The sequence below is a fragment of the Streptomyces sp. NTH33 genome, assembly GCF_003236365.1.
GTDB lineage: Bacteria > Actinomycetota > Actinomycetes > Streptomycetales > Streptomycetaceae > Streptomyces.
Map to the genome: position 1 here is coordinate 1 of NZ_POTZ01000067.1, position 22,974 is coordinate 22,974.

General features: G+C 71.3%; 20 protein-coding genes and 5 pseudogenes. 11 read left to right on the forward strand and 14 right to left on the reverse strand.

Translation table 11 applies throughout. The annotated features are described in order from the left end of the window. From C1I97_RS09680 to C1I97_RS39230, 8 genes and pseudogenes are all read right to left on the reverse strand, one after another. Nucleotides 1–3,183 (reverse strand): type I polyketide synthase (locus tag C1I97_RS09680; protein ID WP_146608183.1); only part of this gene is annotated, 3,183 nt, incomplete at its 3' end. 196 nt (nt 3,184–3,379) lie between these two features. Continuing rightward, nucleotides 3,380–5,308: an AfsR/SARP family transcriptional regulator gene (locus tag C1I97_RS09685; RefSeq protein WP_111002819.1), complete on the reverse strand. Its 1,929-nt coding sequence runs from the start codon at nt 5,306–5,308 to the stop codon at nt 3,380–3,382. A 464-nt stretch (nt 5,309–5,772) separates the two neighbouring features. After that, complete coding sequence (locus C1I97_RS09690) at nt 5,773–6,618, reverse strand: LLM class F420-dependent oxidoreductase (protein WP_111002820.1); 846 nt, start codon at nt 6,616–6,618, stop codon at nt 5,773–5,775. Between the two features lie 50 nt (nt 6,619–6,668). Then, complete coding sequence (locus C1I97_RS09695) at nt 6,669–7,073, reverse strand: nuclear transport factor 2 family protein (protein ID WP_111002821.1); 405 nt, start codon at nt 7,071–7,073, stop codon at nt 6,669–6,671. Nucleotides 7,074–7,140: 67 nt separating this feature from the next. After that, nucleotides 7,141–8,514, reverse strand: coding sequence for an NAD(P)/FAD-dependent oxidoreductase (locus tag C1I97_RS09700; RefSeq protein ID WP_181446656.1), 1,374 nt, complete (start codon nt 8,512–8,514; stop codon nt 7,141–7,143). Between the two features lie 465 nt (nt 8,515–8,979). Then, on the reverse strand, nt 8,980–10,317 hold the full coding sequence (locus C1I97_RS09705) for an AMP-binding protein (protein ID WP_146608184.1): 1,338 nt from the start codon (nt 10,315–10,317) through the stop codon (nt 8,980–8,982). A 197-nt stretch (nt 10,318–10,514) separates the two neighbouring features. Next, nucleotides 10,515–10,757: pseudogene (locus C1I97_RS09710) on the reverse strand (IS256 family transposase); the annotation flags it as partial. A 44-nt stretch (nt 10,758–10,801) separates the two neighbouring features. Next, nucleotides 10,802–11,656 (reverse strand): hypothetical protein, encoded by an 855-nt coding sequence (locus C1I97_RS39230; RefSeq protein ID WP_146608186.1) that lies wholly within the window; start codon nt 11,654–11,656, stop codon nt 10,802–10,804. A 541-nt stretch (nt 11,657–12,197) separates the two neighbouring features. Here C1I97_RS39230 and C1I97_RS09725 point away from each other — a divergent pair. Beyond that, nucleotides 12,198–12,458, forward strand: a pseudogene (locus C1I97_RS09725) (leucine zipper domain-containing protein); the annotation flags it as partial. Here C1I97_RS09725 and C1I97_RS41290 read toward each other — a convergent pair. Both C1I97_RS41290 and C1I97_RS09735 read right to left on the reverse strand, forming a co-directional pair. Next, entirely contained in the window at nt 12,433–12,690 is a 258-nt protein-coding gene (locus tag C1I97_RS41290; protein WP_258382497.1) for a hypothetical protein, read from the reverse strand. The pseudogene C1I97_RS09725 and the gene C1I97_RS41290 overlap by 26 nt on opposite strands. Beyond that, entirely contained in the window at nt 12,657–12,908 is a 252-nt protein-coding gene (locus C1I97_RS09735) for a hypothetical protein (RefSeq protein ID WP_181446657.1), read from the reverse strand. The genes C1I97_RS41290 and C1I97_RS09735 overlap by 34 nt, the downstream gene beginning before the upstream one ends. Nucleotides 12,909–13,063: 155 nt before the next feature. On the opposite strand from C1I97_RS09735, the gene C1I97_RS09740 reads away from it, so the two are divergent. The 8 genes and pseudogenes from C1I97_RS09740 (at nt 13,064) to C1I97_RS09770 (ending at nt 18,948) form a co-directional block, all read left to right on the forward strand. Next, a complete protein-coding gene (locus C1I97_RS09740; protein WP_111002827.1) occupies nt 13,064–13,420 on the forward strand; it encodes a PRC-barrel domain-containing protein in 357 nt (118 codons plus the stop codon). A 26-nt stretch (nt 13,421–13,446) separates the two neighbouring features. Next, nucleotides 13,447–13,620 carry a hypothetical protein gene (locus C1I97_RS39805; protein ID WP_181446658.1) on the forward strand — a complete coding sequence of 58 codons (174 nt, stop codon included), beginning with the start codon at nt 13,447–13,449 and terminating at the stop codon, nt 13,618–13,620. Nucleotides 13,621–13,782: 162 nt separating this feature from the next. Next, a complete protein-coding gene (locus tag C1I97_RS09745; protein ID WP_111002828.1) occupies nt 13,783–15,549 on the forward strand; it encodes a transposase in 1,767 nt (588 codons plus the stop codon). Nucleotides 15,550–15,690: 141 nt separating this feature from the next. After that, nucleotides 15,691–16,077, forward strand: a pseudogene (locus tag C1I97_RS09750) (IS701 family transposase); the annotation flags it as partial. A gap of 479 nt (nt 16,078–16,556) precedes the next feature. Next, nucleotides 16,557–17,252, forward strand: a complete 696-nt coding sequence (locus C1I97_RS09755; protein ID WP_111002829.1) for a type 1 glutamine amidotransferase domain-containing protein — start codon at nt 16,557–16,559, stop codon at nt 17,250–17,252. 107 nt (nt 17,253–17,359) lie between these two features. Further along, nucleotides 17,360–18,046 (forward strand): SDR family oxidoreductase, encoded by a 687-nt coding sequence (locus C1I97_RS09760; protein WP_111002830.1) that lies wholly within the window; start codon nt 17,360–17,362, stop codon nt 18,044–18,046. 128 nt (nt 18,047–18,174) lie between these two features. Beyond that, complete coding sequence (locus C1I97_RS41295) at nt 18,175–18,465, forward strand: SDR family NAD(P)-dependent oxidoreductase (protein ID WP_258382498.1); 291 nt, start codon at nt 18,175–18,177, stop codon at nt 18,463–18,465. A gap of 174 nt (nt 18,466–18,639) precedes the next feature. Beyond that, complete coding sequence (locus C1I97_RS09770; RefSeq protein WP_441349096.1) at nt 18,640–18,948, forward strand: transposase; 309 nt, start codon at nt 18,640–18,642, stop codon at nt 18,946–18,948. Nucleotides 18,949–18,969: 21 nt separating this feature from the next. Here the strand turns inward: C1I97_RS09770 and C1I97_RS09775 are convergent. Further along, nucleotides 18,970–19,254 (reverse strand): annotated as a pseudogene (locus C1I97_RS09775) (LLM class flavin-dependent oxidoreductase); the annotation flags it as partial. A gap of 297 nt (nt 19,255–19,551) precedes the next feature. Between C1I97_RS09775 and C1I97_RS09780 the strand changes: the two are divergent. Beyond that, nucleotides 19,552–20,403: an NmrA/HSCARG family protein gene (locus C1I97_RS09780; RefSeq protein ID WP_111002832.1), complete on the forward strand. Its 852-nt coding sequence runs from the start codon at nt 19,552–19,554 to the stop codon at nt 20,401–20,403. A 278-nt stretch (nt 20,404–20,681) separates the two neighbouring features. Here the strand turns inward: C1I97_RS09780 and C1I97_RS09790 are convergent. Further along, a pseudogene (locus C1I97_RS09790) lies at nt 20,682–20,984 on the reverse strand (transposase); the annotation flags it as partial. 74 nt (nt 20,985–21,058) lie between these two features. Between C1I97_RS09790 and C1I97_RS09795 the strand changes: the two are divergent. Continuing rightward, the gene (locus C1I97_RS09795) at nt 21,059–22,084 is read left to right on the forward strand and encodes an integrase core domain-containing protein (RefSeq protein ID WP_309147788.1); all 1,026 of its coding nucleotides are present in this window, start codon (nt 21,059–21,061) and stop codon (nt 22,082–22,084) included. Between the two features lie 106 nt (nt 22,085–22,190). Here the strand turns inward: C1I97_RS09795 and C1I97_RS42675 are convergent, their stop codons facing one another. Together C1I97_RS42675 and C1I97_RS09805 are read right to left on the reverse strand one after the other, a co-directional pair. Further along, a complete protein-coding gene (locus C1I97_RS42675; protein WP_111002833.1) occupies nt 22,191–22,385 on the reverse strand; it encodes an IS3 family transposase in 195 nt (64 codons plus the stop codon). A 198-nt stretch (nt 22,386–22,583) separates the two neighbouring features. Continuing rightward, nucleotides 22,584–22,974: replication-relaxation family protein (locus C1I97_RS09805; protein ID WP_220040818.1), on the reverse strand; the 391-nt coding region annotated here is incomplete at its 5' end.

The following is a 22,974-nucleotide window of genomic DNA, read 5'->3' on the forward strand; positions in this document are numbered from 1 at the left end:
GTCCGCGGGAGCGGAGAGGAGGGCGAGCAGCCGGTCGACCACGGCAGCGGGGGTCGGGTGGTCGTAGGTGAGCGTCGGCGCGAGGGCGATCCCGAGGGCAGAGCCGACCCGGTCGCGGAACTCCACTGCGCCGAGCGAGTCGAAGCCGAGTTCCTTGAACGCCCGGGTGAGCGACACCGTGTCGCCGGGTGCGAAGCCGAGCACGTCGGCGACGGCGTCACGGACCAGGGCGGTCAGCCGGCGCCGGTCGACGGCGCCCGGTGCGGCCGGTGCCCCGGCGGCGTCCGGCGCGGGATCGCGGGGCTCGCGGTCACCCGGCACGACGGGCAGCGGTTCCGTCGTGCCGGATGCCGCGCCGCCGGCGGGCACGGGCACCGCAGGGGAGGGCTGCGGCGCCCGTTCCGCCGTACCCGGTACGTCGTCGTACCGTCCGGATCCCGTCTCCGAGAAGGGCCAGTGCCTCCGCCGGAGGAAGACGCGTGTGGGGAGGCAGACGCGGCGGCCGCCCGGGATCACGGCGGCCCAGTCCAGGTCACGGCCCTGGGCATGGGCCGTCGCAAGTGCGGCCGCCGCGGTCGCCGTCTCTGGCCTGCCGCGCCGCAGCGCGGCGGCGAAGGCCGCGCCCTGCAGGCCGGTCAGGGCCTCCCGGGCCATGGACGCTAGCACCGCGTCGGGGCCGAGTTCGAGGTAGGTGGCGCAGCCGAGGTCGCGCAGGGTCAGCAGGCCGTCGTGGAAGCGCACGGGTTCGCGGATCTGACGGACCCAGTGGCCGGGGGTGTCGATCCCCTCGGCCGGGCGGCCGGTGCGGTTGGAGATCAGCGGCGTCCCGGGGGCGTGGTAGGTGAGCCGCTCGGCGACGGCGGCGAAGGCGTCGAGCATCGGCTCCATGTGCGGCGAGTGGAAGGCGTGGCTGACGGGCAGCCGGCGGGTGCGGCGTCCCCGGGCCCGCCAGTGGGCGGCGACGGCCTCGACGGCGTCCTCGTCGCCGGAGACGACCGTGGCGCGGGGGCCGTTGACGGCGGCGACCGAGACCGCCGTGCCGTCCAACAGGGGCGCGACCTCGTCCTCAGCGGCCTCGACGGCGGCCATCGCGCCCTTCGCGGGCAGCTGTTGCATCAGGTCGCCGCGGGCGGCGACCAGCGTGCAGGCGTCGGCGAGGGAGAGCACGCCCGCCACATGGGCGGCCGCGATCTCGCCGACGGAGTGCCCGATGAGGTGGTCCGGTTCGACGCCCCAGTGCGCGAAGAGGCGGTGGAGGGCGACGGAAAGGGCGAAGAGGGCGGGCTGGGTGAAGGCGGTGCGGTCGAGGAGGCGGGCCTCCGCGCTGTCGGGGCGGGCCCACATCACGTCGCGCAGCGGGCGGTCGAGGTGGGGGTCGAACTGCCCGCAGACCGCGTCGAGCGCCTCGGCGAAGACCGGCTGGGCCCCGTACAGTTCGCGGCCGGCCCCGAGGCGCTGGGCGCCCTGTCCGGGTAAGAGGAACGCCAGGGGCGCCGCGCCACCGTCCGGTCCGCCGGCGACACCGGTGACCGTGCCGGTGTGCCGGCGGCCTTCGGCGAGGGCGTCCAGTGCGGCGAGCCGTCCGTCCGCGCCGTCGGCGACGACCACGGCCCGGTGCCGCAGCGGGGAACGGGTCGTGGCGAGGGAGAAGCCGATGTCCTCGGGCGACACGTCGGGCGCGGTCGCGAGGAAGGCGCGCAGCCGCGCGGCCTGCCGGCCGGTGTCCTCGGCGTCGCGGCCGGAGAGCACCCAGGGCACGGGCCCGGCCGCCGGGCGCTGCCCGGGTGCGGCCGTGCCGGTGTCCCCGGGCCCGGGCTCCGGGGGCGCCTCGGTGAGCAGGAGGTGCGCGTTGGTCCCGCCCATGCCGAAGGCGCTGACTCCGGCGCAGAGCGGGCGCCCCTGGTCCGGCCAGGGGAGCAGGCCGGTGACCACGCGCAGGCGCAGGTCGTCGAGCGGGATGCGGGGGTGGGGGGTGTCGAAGCCGAGACTGGCGGGGATCCGCCGGTGCGCGATGCCGAGTCCCGTCTTGAGGAGGCCGACGATCCCGGCGGCGCCCTCCAGGTGGCCCACGTTGGTCTTGGCGGAGCCCACCAGCAGGGGGTTGCGCGAATCACGGGCGTCGCCGTAGGCGGCGCCGAGGGCGGCGGCCTCCACCGGGTCCCCGACGCGGGTGCCTGTACCGTGCAGCTCCACGTACTGGACGTCGGCCGGTGCCGTCCCGGCGGCCGCGCAGGCGGCGCGGATGACGGCCTCCTGACCGCGGGGGCTGGGGACGGCGGTGCCGTCACTGTCGTGGCCGTCGTTGTTGACGGCGCTGCCTCGGATGACGCAGTGGACGCGGTCGCCGTCGGCCGTCGCCCGGGAGAGCAGTTTCAGCATGAGGACCACGCCGCCCTCGCCGCGGACGTAGCCGTCGGCGCGGGCGTCGAAGGTGCGGCAGCGGCCCTCCGGCGAGAGGGCGCCGAACTTCTCGACGGTGAGGGTGCCGTCGGGGTCGAGGACGAGGTGGACCCCTGCGGCCAGCGCGGTCCGTGACTCGCCCCTGCGCAGGCTCTCGCAGGCGAGGTGCACGGCGACGAGGGAGGAGGACTGCCCGGTGTCCACGCACAGGCTCGGGCCGCGCAGGCCCAGGGTGCGGGAGATCCGGTTCGCGAGCAGGGTGCGCCGGGTGCCGGCGAGCGTGTGCCGGGTCGTCGCATCGGCGCCGCGGCGGGCCGTGAGCTGGGCGAAGTCGTCCGCCATCGCGCCGACGAAGACACCGGTCGCGGTGTTTCTCAGCGACGCGGGGGCCACCCGGGCGTCCTCGGCGCACTCCCAGGCGAGTTCGAGCAGCAGACGCTGCTGGGGATCGGTCTCGGCGGCCTCCCTCGGCGAAATGCCGAAGAATCCTGCATCGAATCCGTCGACATTCCTCAGGAATCCGCCGACCGGCGGTCGCGTGCGATTCGCAGAGGATTCTCCGGACTCCGCAACGGTGGGGACATTGCGTTCGTCGGACATGGGAGAAATGGCACTCAGACCGTCGCTCAGCAACTGCCAGAAAGCAGCCGGATCATCGGCTCCCGGAAGCCTGCACGACCATCCGACAACGGCCACGGGTTCGCAGCTCCGCCCGTCCGATCCACCCGGCGCGAAAGAATCGGCAGGTTGTGCCGCGTCCGTCCACCCTGCCGCACCACGCATGAGGAACCCCCGATCCACGTGCACCGAACTGTGGTGGAAACTTTCCCAGAGGCCGTGAGGGCACGCACCTCCGATATTGCTCTGCTCAGTGTGCTTACATGGGTGGTGTGAATTCCGCGATAAGAGCGGGAGACGTCGGCTCTTCTCTTTTGGGTCGCTAACGCCCGCCCTGCGCACGACGTGCCGATCCTTTTCGTCACATCACGGAAGCGAATTCTTCTTCTGCGAGTAATCGGGCGAGAGCCCCCGTGCGATGACGGCTCGGTTCCCGTTCGGCGCACTCGGCCGCGTAGATCCTCAGCAGCGTGTGGAAGCGGTACATGCCTCCGCCCGCCTCCTCGATCATGTAGTGGTCGGCGAGGACCTGGAGCAGTTGGGCGGCCGTCGCGGGGTCCGTCTCTGTGAGAGCGGCGCTCGCCGCGACGGTGATCAGCTCGCCCTGGTGGAGGCCGAGCAGCCGGAACAGCCGGGCGGCGTCCGCCGGCAGCGCGTCGTAGACGACGTCGTAGGCCGCCCTGAGACTGGCGGCGACGTCGTCCTCCACGGCCAGCCGGTCGAGACGACCCTCCTCGGCGGCGTGCTGCTGCACCATGTCCGCGAACGACAGCCGAGGGTGGTCGGCAAGGCCCTCGGCCGCGATCCGCAGGGCGAGCGGCAGACGGCCGCACATCTCCGCGAGCCTGGCCGCCGCGTCCCGCTGGCCCTCCATCCGTCCCTCACCGATGAGATAGGTGAGCAGCCGGACCGATTCGCCGAGGTCGAGCGGCTTGAGCCCGATGCGGTACGCGCCGTCCCGCACGACCAGCCCGCGCTGGGCCCGCCGGCTGGTGACCAGCACGCAGGAGGGGCCGCTCGGCACCAGGGGGCGCACCTGTTCCGCGTTGATGGCGTCGTCGAGCACCACGAGCATCCGCTTGCCGTGCACCAGGCTCCGGTAGAGCGCGGTGCGTCCGGCGAGGTCGTCGGGGAGGTGGGAGTTCGGCACGCCGAGGCTGCGCAGGACCTGCGCGAGTGCGTCGAGGCCGCTCAGCGCGCGGTGGTGGGAGACGCTGCCCTCCAGGTCGACGTAGAGCTGGCCGTCCGGGAAGCGTCCGGCCAGCCGGCGGGCGGCGTGCAGGGCGAGTGTGGACTTGCCAACCCCCGGGGCGCCTTCGAGGACCACCAGGGTGGGGCGCATCTCGGGCTGTCCGCCGCTCTGCGCGGTGAGGAGGTCGAGTTCCGCGAGTTCCGTCGACCGTCCGACGAACCCCCTTGCGCTGTAGGGTAGTTGCGCCGGGCGGACCAGAGTCTCCGTGAGGGGTGCCGCCGGTGTCCTGCTGTGGGGTCGACAGCTCTCGCGCAGGGCGGCGACGTCCGTGGCCCAGCTCAGGAGATCCGGGTGGCCCTCCAGGATGTGACTGTGCAGGGTCTGGAGTTCGATCCCGGGTTCCAGGCCCAGCTCCTCGCTGAGCAGCCGCCGGGTCTCCCGGTAGACACCCAGCGCGTGGGCCCGGCGGCCGCAGCGGTAGAGCGTCAGCATCAGGAACCAGCGGAGCCTCTCCCGCAGGGGCTCCTTGGCAACCATGTTGGAGAGCACGGGGACGACCTCGGCGTGCCGGCCGACGGCGAGCATGGCCGCGGCCCACTCCTCGACGGCGGTCATGCGCAGTTCGTTGAGGCGGGTGCGCTCCACCTCCGCGAACGGGCCGGGGACGTTGGCGTAGGCGTCGCCGCGCCAGAGGCCGAGTGCGGCGTCGAACTCGCGCAGCGCCTCGGGCAGCCGGCCCTGGCCGTGCAGCCTGCGGGCCTGGGCGTGGTGGCGTTCGAAAAGCGCCACGTCGACATGGCCGGGGTCCAGGCACAGGGCGTAGCCACCGCCCGACGAGACGAGCACACCGCCCGACTCACGGCGTCCACGCCCGGGGTCGAGCACTCTGCGCAGACCCGCGACGTAGGTGTGGACCCCGTTCGCCGCCGTCTGCGGGACGGCGCTGCCCCACACGGCGTCCATGATCTCCTCGACGCCCACGATCTCGTTGATCCGGCTCACCAGTACGCCGATCACGGCACGTTGCTTGGGCGGGCCGAGCAGTACCTCCGTGCCGTCGCACCAAGCCCTCACTGAGCCCAGCAGTTCCAGCCGCATGATCCCCCTTGTCCGACAACGCCGATGACATCCGGACCCGCGCCACTGCGCCGGGTCCGTTCGGTGAAGAATCGCGCCCCAGTGTTACCCAAACATCACACCCGCGCCCCGTATCACTTCGTCCATAATCTGCGCTCCGAGCGCTGATTGCGCGCTGATCACAGCGCAACGTTCAGCAAAGATAGCCATGATTCGAACACCTGTCACCGTCCACATTGCTCAGCCGTTACAGCCGCTCGGGTGGGGCCGGTGACACGTGGAAGAACAGGGCGGGGACCCTCCCCGCGACCGGACGCATCATGCCCTTCGCGGTTGTGCGCGACCCCTGTGGCATCCCCGCGAGCGGGTGGTTCCGACCACTGTGACGAGAGGTGCCTCTGACCGGTCGGCCGGTCAGAGGCACCTCTCGTCACAGGACCCGCGGGGCGTGCCCGCCCCTCGCCCGCGAGGGAGGGCCGCCGTGCTCAGACGAACAGCGCGGCCATCTCGTCCAGGCTCCGCAGGGTCTCCTCCTCGGGGACGGTGGGCAGCGTGAACAGGATCCGGTCCACGCCCGCCGCGACGATGGAGGCGACCGCCTCGCGGTCCGGCAGCACCTGGTACGCCGTCACCGGGATGTACTTCCGGCCCCGCTCCTGTGCCCGGCGCCGGAAGTCGGCGATGACCGGCCCGAGCGCGGACTCGCCCTCCACCATCACGGGCAGCCAGATCAGCCCCCAGGCGTCACCGTAGTCGAGGACCCGCTCGACCACGGCGGGGTGATTGCCTACCACCATCACCGGCGGGTGCGGCCGCTGCACCGGCTTGGGCCAGCAGAACACCGGGTCGAAGGCGACGAAATCGCCGTGGAACTCGGCCTCCTCCTCGCTCCACAGGGCCTTCATGGCGAGGACCCGCTCACGCATCAGCGCCATCCGGGTCCTCGGCTCGGTCCCGTGGTTGCGGATCTCCTCACGGTTCCAGCCCGCGCCGACCCCGGCCACGACCCGGCCGCCGGAGACCAGGTCGAGCGAGGCGATCTCCTTCGCGAGCGTCAGGGGATCGCGCTGCGCGACCTGGAACACACCGCCGCCGAGCAGCAGCCGCTCCGTGACCATGGCGGCCGCGGTCAGCGCCACGAACGGGTCGATCGTGCGGTACAGCTCTCTCCTCAGCTCCCCACCTCCCGGCCACGGGGTCTCCCGCTTCACCGGAATGTGGGTGTGCTCACCGACGAAGAGCGACTCGAAGCCGCGTTCCTCCAATGCCCTGCCCAGGCTCGCCGGGCCGATGCTCTCGTCCGTGACGAGCGTCGACACACCGAATTTCATGAGTGGCTCCCCTCTCGATTCGTGTGCCGGGGTGCCGCTACGGCGCCTTCTCAGGCTCCGGCCGACTCGCCCGCCCGGGCGATCGGAACAGTGTCGGACACCCCCTCCGCGCGGATGACCTTGCCGTCGCGAATGATCCAGAAGTGCACGAAGCGCACGTTGAACTCGTTGCCGGTCTCCTTGAAGCGTCCGCTCCACCAGCCGAGCGCGGTGACCCAGTCACCGGAGGGGAGCAGTTCCTCGACGTCGAACTTGGCCTGATCGAGGTGCCCCAGGGCGCCGGCGAAGTAGGCCTTCGCCCCGTCCAGCCCCTTGTAGTCGCCCTCGGACCACGGCAGCGACTTGGGGGCGACGATCTCCACCTCGGGGTCGCACGTCCCGAGGACCATCTCGATGTCGAAGGCGGTCAAGCCTTCGTAGAGGCGCTTCACCGTGTCGACAGGCTGTTCCGTCATGCTTCCTCCAGCGTTCGTCACTTGGTCCGGCAGAATTACGCGGGAAATGCGGTCGCGGAGCGGCCCGTCATGCGACGGGGCTGCTCACGGCGTCGGGGCGGGGTGTCATCGCGGGTGACCTGCGTGCCGCGCGCAGCGAGCGCGCGATCACGCCCGGCCGCAGGAGCGCGGACGGCGGTGCGAGCATCTGCTGCACCTCCAGCATCACGCGGTGCACGTCGACCGAGGTGTGACTGGCCCGGGTCACCTGGCCGACGTACCAGTTGGCCACATCGGTACCAAAGGCCTTGGGGCCCACCGTCTCCGGGAAGATGAAGTCGCCCGCTACCGAGATGCGCCACGGCATCTCCAGGAGCTTGCCCACCGCCCGGAAGTACGTCCGGGTCATCTCCGCGGTCGGGCCGCCGCAGCGGTCCAGGCTGTCGGCCAGTTCGAGGGCCTCCAGGACGGCCACCGTCATGCCCTGGCCGTAGAGCGGGTTGAAGCTGCACACGGCGTCGCCGATGGCGACGTAACCGGCCGGCGGGCGGCGCAGCCGCTCGAAGTAGCGTCTGCGCGACATCGGGTACGTGTAGCGCAGGGCGTTGCCGGCGTCGACCGGCTCGGACCGGGCGAGCAGGTCCTTCATGTGGGACGTGGGCAGGCCGGCCGCGAATTCGGCGAAGCCCTCGGGGTCGGTCGGCGCGTACGAGCGGTGCCAGCCGCCGAGGGTGATGATCCAGCGGTCGCCCTCGACGGCGAACGCCGCCGCCGCGCGCTTGTCGTTCGGCCCGATCGAGGCCATGAGGAAGAGCAGACCGCCCATCTCGGTGAGGCGGTCGCCGGGTAAGCGGTGGAGCAGCCGGCTCGAGTAGCCGACGTCGATCTTCACCGTGTCCACCTCGGGGGCCTGGCAGCCGACCTGCTCCAGCCAGCGGTCGCCGCGGTCGCTGCGGCCGGTGGCGTCGACGACCAGATCGGCCTCGATCACCTCTCCGTCGTCGAGCTGCACCCCGGTCACCCGGCCGGGGACGCCGGCCACCCGGGTGACCGTCGTGTTGTCCCGCAAAGAGGCGTTGGGCAGCGCCCCCACCCGCCGCCGCAGCGAGTGCTCCAGGAAGGCGCGGGTCAGGCTGACGCCCATCATGCCCGTGGAGCAGGGGATGCGGAACGCGCCCATCTGGTGGAAGAGCAGGTCGCTGCCCGGGTCCCACGGCACGGCGCCGCCCGCGGTCAACTCCGCGGTCAGGCCCGGGAACACCTTCTCCAGCGCGAGCCGCCCGCCGATCAGCAGGGCGTGGCTGTGGCGGGCCTGGGGGACGCCCTTGCGGTTCGCGGCGCCGGACGGCAACGCGTCCCGGTCGAGCACGGTCACTCTCTCGAACCTGCCGGCCAGAGCACCGGCGGCGGTGAGCCCCGCGACGGAGCCTCCGACGACAACCGCATGCTTACCGAGCACCACGCGAACACCCCCACCTTCACGAGCGGCCCACTGCCGCTCCTGGATCACCGGGTCTCAGGTGAGTCTGCGGGGCACGCCACGACGGAGCGCCTCCGTGGTTGCTCAATCGCCTCGCCGGCCACTGCCGGAGCACCGGGGACACCGGTGTCCGGGCGCCTTCATGGCCCGTCCGCACACCCTCCCCATCCACGTGTTCACCCTTGCCGACCACGGCCCCCGCCAGGACCGGACCGGCTCGTCGGACCGCCGAACGCACCCCTGGGCCAACCGGCTTCAGGCCACTGACGGCCGGCCGTTCGGCCACGCGCACCGGACGGATGGCGGCCCCGTCCGGGAGCCGACAAAGGCGCCGCGGTGCGGCGCGGGCCCGCGCGGGACGCCGAGGCCCGACCCGTGCGGCCGGTCGCGGCGGGTGCCGCGTCGCCGCACCGGAGCCCCGTCGGCCGCCGGCCGGAGGGGGCCGGATCAGGCCCCGGTCGGCACGGGGCAGGCACGGGTCGGCGCCCCGTGGGTGGCGCAGGCGAGTGCGGACGAGGCGCGGGCGGGGGTACGGGGCGCGGTGCGGCCGGTGACCTCCAGCGCTCCGTCGGCGCCCCACCGGCCCAGGTAACCGGAGTACGTCAGCGAGCCCCGGTGGCTGACGGCGGGTTCACGGCAGCCGTCGCACAGCCGGTCGAAGGGCAGTGCCGTGCCAGCGGCCCAGATCTGCCCCGTGCTGCCGGCCGGCAGCGGACGCCCCTCCTCGTCACGGACGGTCACCCGCACCCGGGGCACGGCCGACCCCGCGCCGGAGACACCGGACGCACCGACGTGCGCGGACGTGCAGTCGGCGGCCGTCCACGGCATGGCCCCGTCGCGCGGCGAGAACTCCGCGAGCAACCGGGTGTACGGGAACAGCGCGCGGTGGCGCTCCACCAGCCCGGCCGGAAGGGCGCCCCCGATCACCAGCGCCGTGCCCGGCCCGGCGGGTGCGCCGGGTCCGGACCCGGCGAGGAACTTCGCGTACTCCTGAGGGCCGTACACCGCGGCCGCCCCCGCGTGGTCCCGCCCGGCGGCCGGGGCTGCGGGGCCGTTCAGCCGGCTCCCCGCCGAGACCGCCCACCACAGGGCCGCCAAGCCCCGGGCCCCGCCCGGCGGCTGGCCGGTCCACACGCCGCGTCCCGGACGGCCCGCGCGACGCAGCCGGGCGCCGGCGGCGAGCAGCCAGGCGCGGTGGTCGACGAGGTGGCCCACGCAGCCGCCGTCGTCCGCGCGTTCCGTGAGCAGGTAGGCGACGCCGTCCGGGCTGGACCGCGGCAGCGAGCCGTCGACCCGCACCGGGGCGATCCGCGCCCAGGTCCGTTCTTCGTCGAGCACCATGGCGTCCAGCGGCCAGCGCTCCCGGTGGACACCGCTGCACAGCACGAGGGTGGCGCCGCTCATCTCCGCGATGCGGGCCGCGTCCCGCGCGTCGCACAGGTCCGGCACCGGCACGCAGACGCCGCCCAGGGCGAGCACGGCGAGCTGGGCGACGAGCGACTGGGCGTGGTCGGCGGTGTGGACGAGCACCGGGTCGCCGAGCTGGACCCCGTAGCGGAGCATCACGGAGGCCAGCCGGTCCGCGTTCTGCTGGGCCGCGCCGTAAGTCAGGGGCCGACCGCCGTCGGCGACGACCACCTCACCCGGCCGCCGGGCGGCGACGTGGCCGAACAGGCCGTCGACGGTGACGGGTGGGACTGCCGTCCGCGACCGCTTCGCGGGGCGGCCGCCGCTGACACCGCCGGCCTTCCGCCCACCGGTGCTGGTCATGGTCACTGCGCTCACTCGGGCTCCCCAGGTACGGCGTGCACACGGGCGTCCCGGGATCGGAGACCGTCTCCGGCCCAGGTGCGAACAGTGTCCCCAGGCGTCTCTGGGTAACTTCTTAAGAGAATGTGCCGCCGCAATGGGAGGCCGCCGCGGGCCCTCGCCCGCCGGGCCCCCGTGCCGCGGGCGGAGGGCGACCGCGCCGGCGGACCTCACGCCCCGCTGACCAGCCGGTCCCGCTGCTGGGCGGACTCGACGAGCTTGAAGACCGTGGCCAGGCCTGCGGCGCGCGAGCCGGCACCGCGGGTGCCCCTGGTCCGCAGGCGGACGGTGGAGAAGGCCGACTCAAGGGGGTTCGTGATGCGTAGGTGGATCCCGTGCCCGGTCGGGAAGTCGTAGGACGCCGGCATCTGGTCCTGGCCGTCGGTGACCTTCTTGACCGCTTCGGGAAACTTGACGCCATGGAGCTGGGTGAACGTCTTGATCCGGGTACCTTCCATGATCACTGGCCTACCCACCTCCGCTCACGCGGAGGGGACGTGGTGGGCGGGCTCAGATGTGCAGCTCGGGGGGAAAGCCGATCCACAGCCCGCCCCGCCCTCCTTCTTCCTTCTGCTCCGGACATGCCCGGGCTGGTCGATGGGGTACCCGGCTTCCTGCAGCATCCACACTGCGGTCTCCAGGCTGAACACGCCCGCCTCGTAGCCTGCCGTGACGTCCTTGAGGATGGTGGTGCGGTCGGTGGGCGTGTGCGCCACACACACACCAGGCGTGCGGGCAGCGACTCGCCGGCGGGCCACGCCTGCCCGGCCTGGTGCAGGCGCTGCACCATGCGCAGCGGCAGCTGGTACTTGTGGTTGCGGGCCAGGCGCATCGCGCCGACGAGGGAGTCCAGTGGGCTCAACACGAGCCGCAGCGCATACCCGGACGGCACCTTCGCCGGGTCGAGGCTGCCGATCCCGGCCGTCGTCAGGGGCGTGTTGGAGGCGAGCCGGTCCATCAGGTGGTCGATGCGCTGGCGGAGCTCGGCGAGCTGCGCGGAGGTGTCGAGGGTGTCCATGCGCCCGTTGTCGGACAGCTGCCACACCGATCCGGCCTCCAGCCGCACCGGCAGCGGCTGCCCGGTAGTGCGGTCCATGGGCAGACGTGCCCCGGCGAGGGCGATGATCGGGGTGCCGGTGGTCGCTGAGGCGGACGCGCTGTCGGTGTCGGTGGCGGCCGGCTCACGCCCGCTACGCCCGTCCACGGCGGCCGGCCGGGTCGCCGAGCCGATCGGCGCGAGTTCGTAAGTGATGCGCCGCACGCACGCCTTGAGGCCCCGTACCGGGTCGGCGGGCAGCTCCCACGCGAAGTGCACACGGGACGGGTACTCCTGGGCGTCCTGCTCGCCCTCGTCCCACTCGAGGAGTAGAAGCCGGGATCGTAGGTGCGCAGCAGCACCAGCTGCTTGGCCGGCTCCCAGGCGAGGGTGCAGACGCCGTCGCCGCAGCGGACCGCGCACCGCTCGGCCTGCTGGACGCGCAGCGGCAACAACTCCTTGTCCGCCCAGACGCGCAGCCGCTCCTGCAGGTCGGCCGCGGCGACCGCCTCGGGAGACGGCTCGCCCTGGCCGACGTGGTCGGCGTCGGGCACCACGATGGTCTGCTCCGCACCCAGCAGGTAGCCGAGGGTGGTGTCGATCAACTTGGACGGATCTTCGAGGCTGGCGGGACGGGCGACATCCCCGAGGGGCAGGTGCACCAGCTGTCGGGTGAACGACATGGGGAACTCCGGGTGGCTAGGTGTCCTGTCCACGGAGGTGGGTGACGCAGGTCTCGGCTGAGAGATCTTGAAATGGGTGAGGGCCCTCTGGCTCGGTGTGGATTGCGACATCTACGCCGGACGACAGAAAGGCCCTCGTGCCCCACCGTAATGCACCCCTGACCGAGACCGGACGTCTGCGCCTGGCCCGTTGCGTGGTCGACGACGGCTGGCCCCTGCGGCGGGCCGCGGAACGCTTCCAGGTGTCCGTGAGCACCGCCCAGCGGTGGGCCGACCGCTACCGCACGCAGGGCGAGGCGGGCATGGCCGACCGCTCCAGCCGCCCGCACGCCAGCCCACGGCGGACCCCGACGCGTACCGAGCGGCGGATCATCAAGGTCCGCGTGCGTTGTACTTGGAGATCGCGCGTTTGACGATGCGGTCCTTGGTGCGGACCCGCCGGGCGGGCAGGAGCTGGGTCAGGACGCGACGGCCGATGACGCCGACGAGGTCGATGTCGGTGTCGGCGGTGGCGACGGCGGCCGGACTGCTGGCCCGTCTGGAAGGCCTGCCGTAGCGGGGCCGGGCCCGCGTGGTGCTGCTCCGCGCGGGCCCTTCTACTGCGGACTGCCGGCGCAGCCGTGCATCCACATCGCGTACCGCAGCTCCTGCTGCTCCGAGTGCGGCTTGCGGTCCCACAAGATCTGGCACAGCTCGTCGCTGGGCGTCTTGCCAGACTCCAGCATCACCTGCCGCGTGGTGCGCCCCTCCTTGAGGGAGGCGTCCAGGCGAGCCCGAGCCGACGCCTTGATCTGGTCCGAGGTGGGCGCTGTGGGCGCCGTGTCCGGCGCGGGCCACAGCAGGATCACGCCGGCGACAACGGCCGCGCACACGAGGCTGCGGCAGCGACTTTCCCCCTGATCGGCATGGGCCGAGAGGGTAGCAGCCGGGGAAAAGACCAGGTCAAGCTCATCGGAGTACAGTGGGACACGCGGAGTTCTCTGCGGGCTGCAAGGAGCGAGGCATGATCCATTCAGCCGATATCCGCGAGTGGCGCAACCGCGACGTGATCGATCCCCAGGGCCACAAGATCGGGGCCCTGGAAGGGGTCTACGTGGACACCACCACCGACGCGCCGTCCGTCGCCACCGTCCGCACCGGACTGCCCACCCGGCAGCGACTCGTCTTCGTCCCCGTCGACGAGGCGACTCTGGGACCCGGTTACGTGCGGGTGGCGTACTCGAAAGGGCAGGTGAGGAAGGCACCGTCGATGGGCACGGACGACGTCCTGCCGGCCGACCGGGAAGAAGAGATCTTCAAGCATTACGACAGGCCCTACGAGGCTCGCGCCGACCGCGGACGCCGCCTCGCGCGCCGCTGACCACCGGCCGAAGGAAGTGAGCAGCCATGTTGGCGCTCTTCCTGTTCCTGATCCTCGTCGCGATCGTCCTGGGGCTCGTCGGCGTGGTGCTGAAGGGGTTGTTCTACCTCTTGATCATCGGCGTGGTGCTCTTCGTGGCCGACCTCGTGCTGCTGGGCGCGCGCTGGTCCCGGCGATCGCACCGGCACCTCGTCCGGTGACGATGCCGCGCGCGAGCCGTTGGCCTTTATGGGGCCGTTTTTGGGGGTCACCGGACCCTGGTGGCCATTCGCTGAGTGGGTGTTGCTGGGGCGCCTCGGTTCGGGATGATCGTGGTGCGGCCGGCTCTTGTCTGTCCCGGTCGCGGGGGTGGGTCGGTGTCGATGGAGCCGCAGCCATGGCCGGAGCCGGCGGCGGAGGTCGCGCGGGCGGTGCGGGCGAAGTACTCCGGGCGGGAGGCGCCGCTGCCGGTGGCGGTCCGTGACCGGTTCGGGGAGTTGTTCGCCGACGCGGAGTTCGCCTGCGCGTTCGCAGCGACGGGACCGCGGGGCTGGTCGCCGGGGCGGCTGGCGTTGGTGACGGTGTTCCAGATGGCGGAGAACCTCACCGACCGGCAGGCGGCCGAGGCGGTAAGGGACCGCTTGTCCTGGGCCTACGCGCTGGGGCTGGACCTGGAGGACACCGGGTTCGACCACACGGTGTTGTCGGAGTTCCGTTCCCGGGTCGTCGCGCACGGCCTGGAAGAGAAGGTGCTCGACCTGCTGCTGGCCAGGCTCAAGGAGATGGGCCTGGTGGGGGCCGGCGGCAAGCAGCGCACCGACTCCACCGCGGTGGTCAGCGCGGTGCGGGACCTGAACCGGCTGGAGCTGGTGGGTGAGTCGGTCCGTGCGCTGGTGGAGGCGCTGTCGGCGGCGGCCCCCGACTGGCTGGCCCAGGTCATCGACGTGCCCGGCTGGTCGAGGCGTTACGGCCGCCGGATCGACTCCTGGAAGATGCCGGCCTCCAAGACCAAGCAGAACGCCCTCGCTGTGGACTTTGCCCGGGACGGCTTCGCGCTGCTGGGCGCCGTCTATGCGCCCGCCTCCCCGCCCTGGCTGCGGGGGCTGCCCGCCGCGCAGGTCCTGCGGTGTGTGCTGCTGCAGAACTACACCCGCACCACGGCACGGAACGGGCGGGAGGTGGTCAAGCGGCGGGAGAAGACCGACGAGGGCGGTGATGGTCTGCCGCCCGCCAGGATGCGCCTGACCTCGCCGTACGACACCGACGCGCGCTGGAGCGCCAAGCGCGAGACCTTCTGGAACGGATTCAAGGTCCACATCAGTGAGGCCTGCGCCACCAAGGCCGACGACGACGCCCGCCCACTGCCCAAGACGTCCGCGGCCGGGGCGCCGCGCGGGCCGAAGCCCGACCGGGCACCCAGACGCCCCAACCTGATCACCAACATCGCCACCACCGCCTCGACACTGCCCGACGGCAAGGCCCTGGGGGGCATCCACCAATCGCTGCAGCGGCGCGGCCTGCTGCCCGATGAGCACTACCTCGACTCCGGCTATCCAAGCGCGGAGCTGATCACCGGGTCCCTGGCCCGCTACGGCGTCGCTCTGATCACCCCGGTCCTGCTGGACACCTCCCGCCAGGCCAAGGCCGAGGAGGGCTTCACCGCCCGGGACTTCCGCATCGACTGGCAAGCTCGGCAGGCAACCTGCCCAGGCGGGCGCACCAGCGTCTCCTGGAGTCCATGCCTCCAGGCCAAGGTCCCCAAGACAGTAGTGACCTTCGCCAAGAGCGACTGCCTCCCGTGCCCGCTGCGGACGAAGTGCACCACCGCGAAGAGCGGACGGCGGCAGATCTCCCTCCACGCCCAGGAGATGCACGAGGCCCTGCACCAGGCCCGCGACCAGCAGCTGACCCGGGACTGGTACACGGATTACGCCCTACGCGCCGGAGTCGAAGGAACCATCCGCCAAGCGGACGCCGTCACCGGTATCCACCGCGCCCGCTACCGAGGGCTGGCCCGCACCCACCTCGAACACGCCTACTCCGCCGCCGCGCTCAACCTGATCCGACTCGACGCCTGGTGGAACGGACACCCCCTCGACCGAACCCGCACCACCCACCTCGCCCGCCTCGAACTCGCCCTCACCGCTTGATCGTTGGAAATGACCACCAGGATCTCACCGGCGTCCGCCGAGACGGGCGGCGCCGATGATGCCGGTCCCGTCGCCGATGGCAGACTCTCCGCTGGCGGGGTCGCCGGCGACGATGACGCGCGCCATGTCGAGGCCGTCGAGCGTCCGATCCGGGCCGCCGCCTCGGCCGAGCAGGGCTGGTGGGACGGGGTCCTGCCCGACTGCTGGCTGCTGGCTGCTGGCTGCTGGCCGAGTGGCCGAAGACGCCGAGGCTGCCACCGACTACTGGCTGTCCAACCTGCCGGCCGACACCCCGATCGCCGACCTGGTCCGCCTGGCCAAGGTCCGCCGGCGCGCCGGCGCATCGAGCACGACTACCGCGAACTCAAGCACGGCCTGGGCCTGGACCACTTCGAGGGCCGGTCCTGGCCCGGTCGGCACCACCACGTCACCCTCGTGACCGCCGCCCACGCCTTCCTCACCGAACAGCGCCTGGCCCCAAAAGCACCCGCACCGGGCTCACCCTCTACCAGATCCTCGACGCACTCAGAACACCCTGAGGTGCTGGACCTGCACCTGCACCACCTGCCACCAGCCCCTCCTCAGCAGGACACACACGACACCAAGACCGAGACAGACCTAACGGAGTCCTGTAGGCGATGCGGAGGCGGCACGCCTCTCGGTAGGCGTGAACGGGGCCGAACGCGTCCTGGAGCGAGGCGCGGGCGTAGTCGGGGCCTCGCCGGGCCTCAGGACGCGTCCCGCCCTTGCAGGGCGTCGTCAAGGGCTTCGAGCGCTGTGCCGGGGGGCGGTGACGGCGACGGGGGTGCCGCGGGCATCGACGGCCCGTGCGTGCGGGCCGTCGGCGTGGATATCAGCGGGTGCGAGGACGTCGTGGCAGCGCACGCTGTTCTGCGGGCGGCGCGGGCCCCGTGGGGACACACGGGCACGTGGTGGTGGGTGTGCCTACGCTGGAACCGGAGTCCAACCCTCCTTTCTGTCGAGCAGGGACGAGGAGGCAAAAAGCCATGGCAAAAGTGCTCTTCATCGTGAGTGGGGCGACGTACTGGGTGCTCAAAGACGGCACCAGGCATGCGACGGGCTACTGGGCCGAAGAGTTCGCGATGCCGTACAAGAAGATCACGGAGGCCGGCCATGACGTCGTGGTCGCGACACCGGACGGCGTGGTTCCGAACGTCGACATGATGAGCCTGCGCCCCTCCATGGCAGGCGGCGAGGACGGGGCCCTCGAACTGGAGGCCATCATTCGTTCCGCGGAGGTGATGCGGCGGCCCCTGAAGCTGTCGGACGTCCGCCTGGAAGACTACGACGCGGTGTACCTGCCCGGCGGCCACGGTCCGATGGCGGACTTGGCGTTCGACGCCGACGCCGGCCGACTGCTCACGGCGCAGCTCGCCTCGGGCAAACCACTGGCGATCGTGTGCCACGGCCCTTCCGCGATGCTGGCCACCAGGATCCACGGTGAGTCCCCTTTCAGGGGCTACCGGGTCACCTGCTTCACCGACGAGGAAGAGGAGGCCGTTGGCCTGGCCTCCAGGGCGCCATGGCTGCTGGAGACCGAGTTGAAGGAAAAGGTCGGCGTCGACTTCAGCCGCGGCCCCATCTGGGAGCCGTACATGGTCGAGGACCGCAACCTCGTCACCGGGCAGAACCCCCACTCCGCCGCGGTTCTGGCGGACCGGCTGCTGGAACTCCTCAAGTGAGCCATGCGAAGGCTGGCCGAGTCAGCGGGCCAGGGCGACGGTGACAAGAAGCCGCCTTGTACGCAGTGGCCGCCGGCCACGGCAGGCGCCGGCAGGAAGGAAGCGCGATGGAGATCAAAGGATCAGTTGCCCTGGTGACGGGGGCCAATCGCGGTATCGGCCGCGCGTTCGCCCGCGCGCTGATCGAGCATGGCGCGAGCAAGGTCTACGCCGCCGTCCGCGATCCGGCAAGCGTGAGCGACGAGGACGTCACTGCGCTGCGTCTGGACGTCACCGAGCCCGAGGAGGCTGCCGCGGCAGCCTCCGACGCGGGTGACGTCACCATTGTGATCAACAACGCCGGCGTCGGAGGTTTCGGCACCAAGCTCCTGACAGGCTCCTTCGACGGCGCGCGCCAGGCGATGGAGATCAACTACTTCGGCACCTGGGCCGTTTCCCGTGCCTTCGCCCCCGTCCTGGCCCGCAACGGCGGCGGCGCCCTGGTGAACATGCTGTCGACCGCCTCCTGGGCCTCGCGGCCGGACTACCCCGGATACGCGGCTTCCAAGGCGGCCCAGTGGTCGCTGACGGGCGCGTTGCGGCAAGGCCTGCGTGAGCAGGGGACGCTCGTGGTCGGCGTCCACGCCGGTTTCGTGGAGACGGACCTCAGCTCCTTCACCGACGCGCCGAAGATCAGCGCGGCCGACGTCGCGGAGCAGACCATGGAAGCCCTGGCGAACGACCGGGTCGAGGTCCTCACCGACGAGCGGACCAGGCAGGTCAAACACACCCTGTCGCAACCGCCCGAACGGTGAGCAGATGCCGGCCCGGCCCGGAAGAGACATCCCCTCGCCAGCGGTTGATCGACTGATTCCGGTCCGCAACCCGAAAGGTTGGTGGATCACTCCCAAGGGGCGCACCGGCCAGGGCAGAGGAGGGATTCATGAGTTCGGAGACATCGGCGGCGCACGACATCCGCGACCCGGCCCTGCTCGGACAGACCCTCGTCGTCATCGGCGGGAGCGCGGGTATCGGGCCGGCGACCGCCAGGCACGTCCGTGCCGAGGGCGCCGCGGTGATTCTCACCGGCCGGGATCCCGAACGGCTGCGCACCGCGGCCGCCGCACCGCGGCCGCGGAGGCCGAAGCGCTCAGCACCGCCGCCTTCGACGCCACCGACCCGGCGCGGCTGCAGCGGTTCTTCCAGGAGCTGCCCAGGCCGATCGACCACGTGACGGTCACGGCCGGACACCCGTCCTACGGGCGCCTCCTGGACATGGACTGCGATCAGGCGCGCCGGGCGGTCAGCGAGCACATGGTGCTCGCGCTCGAGGTCGTGCGCCACGCCGTCGGCACGGCACGGGATGAGACGCAGGCGGAGCTTGCCGGTGGGGGCCTCCCCCTGAGTGGTGGACACGCTGATACTGGATCTGCTTGATCCGGAGGAAGCGAGAACACCGCCGATGGCGATAAAAAACTACTCGGACGAGTTCAAGGCCGGCGCCGTCGCCCTGTACGAGTCCACGCCCGGGGCGACCTACAAGAGCATCGCCGCCGACCTGGGCATCAACCGGGCCACCCTGCGGCAATGGGCGCTACGGGAGAGGGAACGCCGCGGCGTCGACCCGGCCGCCCCACCGACGGGCGGGAAGACACCGGCCCGGGCCGGGCAGACGGCCCCGGCCGCTGACCCGGACGGGCTGATCCGGACGAGCTGATCCGGCAGCCGAATTCCCAGTCGGGTCGTTGGTAGTGATCAGCGTTGTGGTGATGGACAGGACCAACTTCCCGGTACGGGCCGCGATGTAGCCGAGCATGGTGGTCGGGGACGACGGCACGAACGGCGGATTGCGGTGCTCTCCGATCGCGAAGACGCCCAGGCCCATCTCCTCCGACTTGAGGGCGATGGCGGCCGTCGCCTTGATGCGTTCGTGCTCTGACGGAGTGCGGGCATGGGTCGGATCGGCCGTCACGTCCCCGACGGTGAAGATGCCGACCGCATGGGTATCTCTTCTTCCGGCAATCGTGTGAGGTGTGGAACGCCAGGCGCCGGTGGCACGGCCGTCATGACTGTGCATGCACCGGTACGTGCCCGCCAGCGTCCTCTTCTCGCTCTTCCGGCACCGTGCGCTCTCAGGCACACCGAGTGCGCCGCGCGGCATTTCGCACAGCGGTGCCGGACAGCAGTCCCTCGACACTCTGGACCGCTTCGCCAGAGGAACAGCGCGCCGCGATGCCGGGTGTGTCGTCCGTGACGTTTGGTTACCGTTGGGGTCGGTCGGTATGCCTTGCCACCTGCCTGCGGGGAAGGGAGTTCTTCGATGGTCGATGAGCCGATCTTGGTGCTTGCCGCAACCGGCGGACAGGGCAGGGTCGTGACCGATGCGCTGCTGGGCCGTCGGGCCCGGGTTCGGGCGCTGGTACGTGACCCCGGCCGAAGCACCGCGCGGGAACTGGCCGACCAGGGCGTTGAAGTGGTGGCGGGATCCCTGAGCGATCGTGAGTCGCTCGCCGCGGCGATGAGCGGGGTGGCGGGTGTCTTCGCGTTCACCACTCCCTTCGAGGCCGGCGTGGAGGCGGAGGTGGGCCAGGGGCGGGCAATCCTGTCCGCCGCAACGCAGGAGCGCGTTCCGCATCTCGTGTTCAGCTCTGTGGCCGGAGCCGACCAGGAGAGCGGGGTACCGCATTTCGGCAGCAAGGCGCGCATCGAAGCGGAGCTGGCCTCCGGCGATGTTCCGTACACGATTCTGGGGCCGGCATATTTCTTCGACAATGCGCTGGGCGGAGCAGAGCGCATCCTCGACGGCGTACTTGATCTGCCGCTGCCTCCCGATCGACCGTTGCAGCAGCTTGCCCGCCCCGACCTCGGCGCGTTCGCGGCGGAAGTGCTGCTCAACCCTGCTTCCTACGTCGGGCAGCGCATTGAACTGGCCAGCGATGCACCCACTCCCACCCAGATGGCGGCCGCGCTCGGCGCGGCCCTGGGACGGGAAGTCCGCCATGAGCAAGTACCGCTGACTGCGATCGGCAATCCGGACATGCATGCGATGTGGACCTTTCTGAACGGCCCCGGCTATCGCGTCGACATTCCCGCCCTCCACGCTGCTCACCCGGAGGTCCGCTGGACCCGCTTCGCCGACTGGGCACACCGGACGTGGGCGGCCCCCCGCTGACCATGGCCCTTGGCAGCGAGGTGCTCCGGGCGGAGTTCGTTCAGCGACAGAGGTACGGTACGGGGGGGCGCCCGGCCGGACTACTGGCGTCGGAGCAGGTACTTGTGCTGCCCTGACAGCACAAGTTCGCCGCGCTGGCTGTGGATGGTGGCTGCCGTGACCACGACGCCGGTGTCGCCCTGCGACTCCAGCCCGGTGATGGTGAGGGCGGGATACAGGGTGTCCCCGGAGTACACCTCCGCCAGGAAGGCGCAGGACAGTTCGAGGAAACTGATGAACACTTCGCCGTTCTTGTGCCGGCGGTAGTGCGGGATGGTCAGGCCGGTGCCCCGGCAGCCGCCGTCGGCGATCACCGTGGGGGTCGCGCCGACGGCGGCCTTGGCGCCGGAGTCCTCCCAGGCCCGGCAGTCGTTGCGGTTGCCGGGCAGCGGCTTGCCGACGGCGACGACGAGGCGGGTGTCGGCCTCGATGACGACCTGGTGGTTGGTGGAGTAGCGGTAGTTCTTGCCGGCGGCGGCCACGGTCCGGTCGCAGGTGGGGACCAGCGTGCCGCCCACGATGAGCACGGTGTCCTTACGGAACCCGTAGGGCTCGAAAAGCCATCGCTGCAGGCGAGGACGGCAACCCGGCCGGTGCGTCCTGGCACCATCTCTGCGTGATCGTTTCGCTGGTGTACAAGGTGACCCGGAAGCCGCTGTCCGTCCCGGCGGTGCTGCCGCGCCGCGACACCTCCAAGGACGCCGAGCTGCTCGTGCTGCGGCACGAGAACGCTGTGCTGCGCCAGCAGGTGAAGGGCCCGGTCCGCTACGAGCCCACGGACCGGTTCTGGTTCGCGGCGCTGTCTGCGCTGATACCCCGGCGGCTTTGGCGCACTGCCTTCCCGGTCACCCCCGGCACTCTCCTGGCCCGGCACCGCCGGTTCATCGCCGCCTCCACGGTCTGGGAAATCCTTCACGCCGCGGGCGTCGACCCGACCCCGCGCCGCTCCGGCCCCACTTGGCGCGAGTTCCTCACCGCCCAGACCGAAGGGAGCATCGCCTGCGACTTCCTGCATTTCGACACCGCGCTGGGCAGCAGGCTGTACGCGCTGGTTTTCCTCGGACACGGCACCCGCCGGTTGCACATCGCCTGCGTCACCGCCCACCCGACCCAGGCCCGGGCCGTTCAACAGGTACGAAATCTCGCCGCCGACCTGGGTACGCGCTTGGAGTCACTGCGCTTCCTGCTGCGTGACCGCGATGACAAGTACGGCGAGACCTTCGACGCGGCCTCCGCAGCCGAAGAGATGAAGATCCTCAAGAGCGCGCCGCGAGCGCCGCAGATGAATGCCCACTGCGAGAGGATCATCGGTAGCATCCGGCGTGAGGCCCTCGATCACGTCCTCATCATGGGCGGGACTCACGCCCGACAGGTCCTGGCCACCTACAAGAAGCACTACAAAGCGCATCGGCCTCATCGGGCCCGCAGTCAGCTGCTACCCGACTCGGTCCAACAGCCCGCCACCGTACAACGACTTCGATACGCGCAGCGTCCTGCGCACCCACGTCCTCGGCGGCGTCATCAACGAGTACCGTTACGCGACCTGAGTAGCAACGATGACTTTCCGAGCCCCACAGGTGACGGCTGCGGCCAGGACGGAACGCGTACGCAAGAGGGTGCTCCCCCACCGTTGAACAAATAGTGCCGCTTGGGGAGGACCGGCAGGGAGCCGTCCTGGTTGCACAGGAAACGGCCTGTCACCCGTTCGGGTGGCCTCGGTCCGGACCGTCCGCGGTTCGGTGGAGATCTCAGATTGTGGTTGGGCCCTGGGGTTTTGCAGATTGCCTGAAGGAGGTGGTCTCGTACTCGACAGGCCGGGCGTGGCGTATCTCACCGTCTAGTCGGCGGTGCCACCACCAGTCGATCCACTCGGCGATGGCGAGCTCGGCCTGGGATAGCGCCTTCCCGGGCCGACTGGGGTGAATCAGCTCGGTCTTGGCCAGGCCGGTCCTCGGTGTTGGCCAGGCCGGTCGTCGATCCCCTCAAGGCGTCGTCGTGGCGTCGCCGACCAGGCCGATCGACGCGGCGATCCGCCCTACCATCGACCTCGTGGGCGCGGGTGAGAGGCTCCCGGGCCGCCGGTTCTTTGCTTGCCGCACGGCCGGTGGCTGTCTGGTCTCTCCCGCAGACGGCTCGCCGGGTCAGCGGCTGACCCGTTCCGGGTGACGTTCCCTGCGGCGATACGGGTCGTCGACGCCGATCTCGTCCCAGGGCTCGCCGCGCTGCAGGCGGGGCAGGGTGTTCACCCGCACCGCGATGGTGATGCCGTGCACGGCGGCGGTGAGCGCCTGGTGGCGGTGGTCGAACAGGTGTTCCGCCTTGCCCGCCAGGACGACGTGCAGCCGCGGGAAGCGCTGGGAGCGGGTGTAGCGGTGGCGCTGCCAGAACGGGTGCGTGGTGCCGATGGTGCCGCGGGCGCCCTCCCCGATGCGGTGTCCGGCGTAGCGCTCGTAGTCCCAGACCTCCTCGGCGAGGCGGGCCTGGGACATGGTGCCGTTGTCGAGTTCGAGGAGGTGGGGTGAGGGGGTCGAG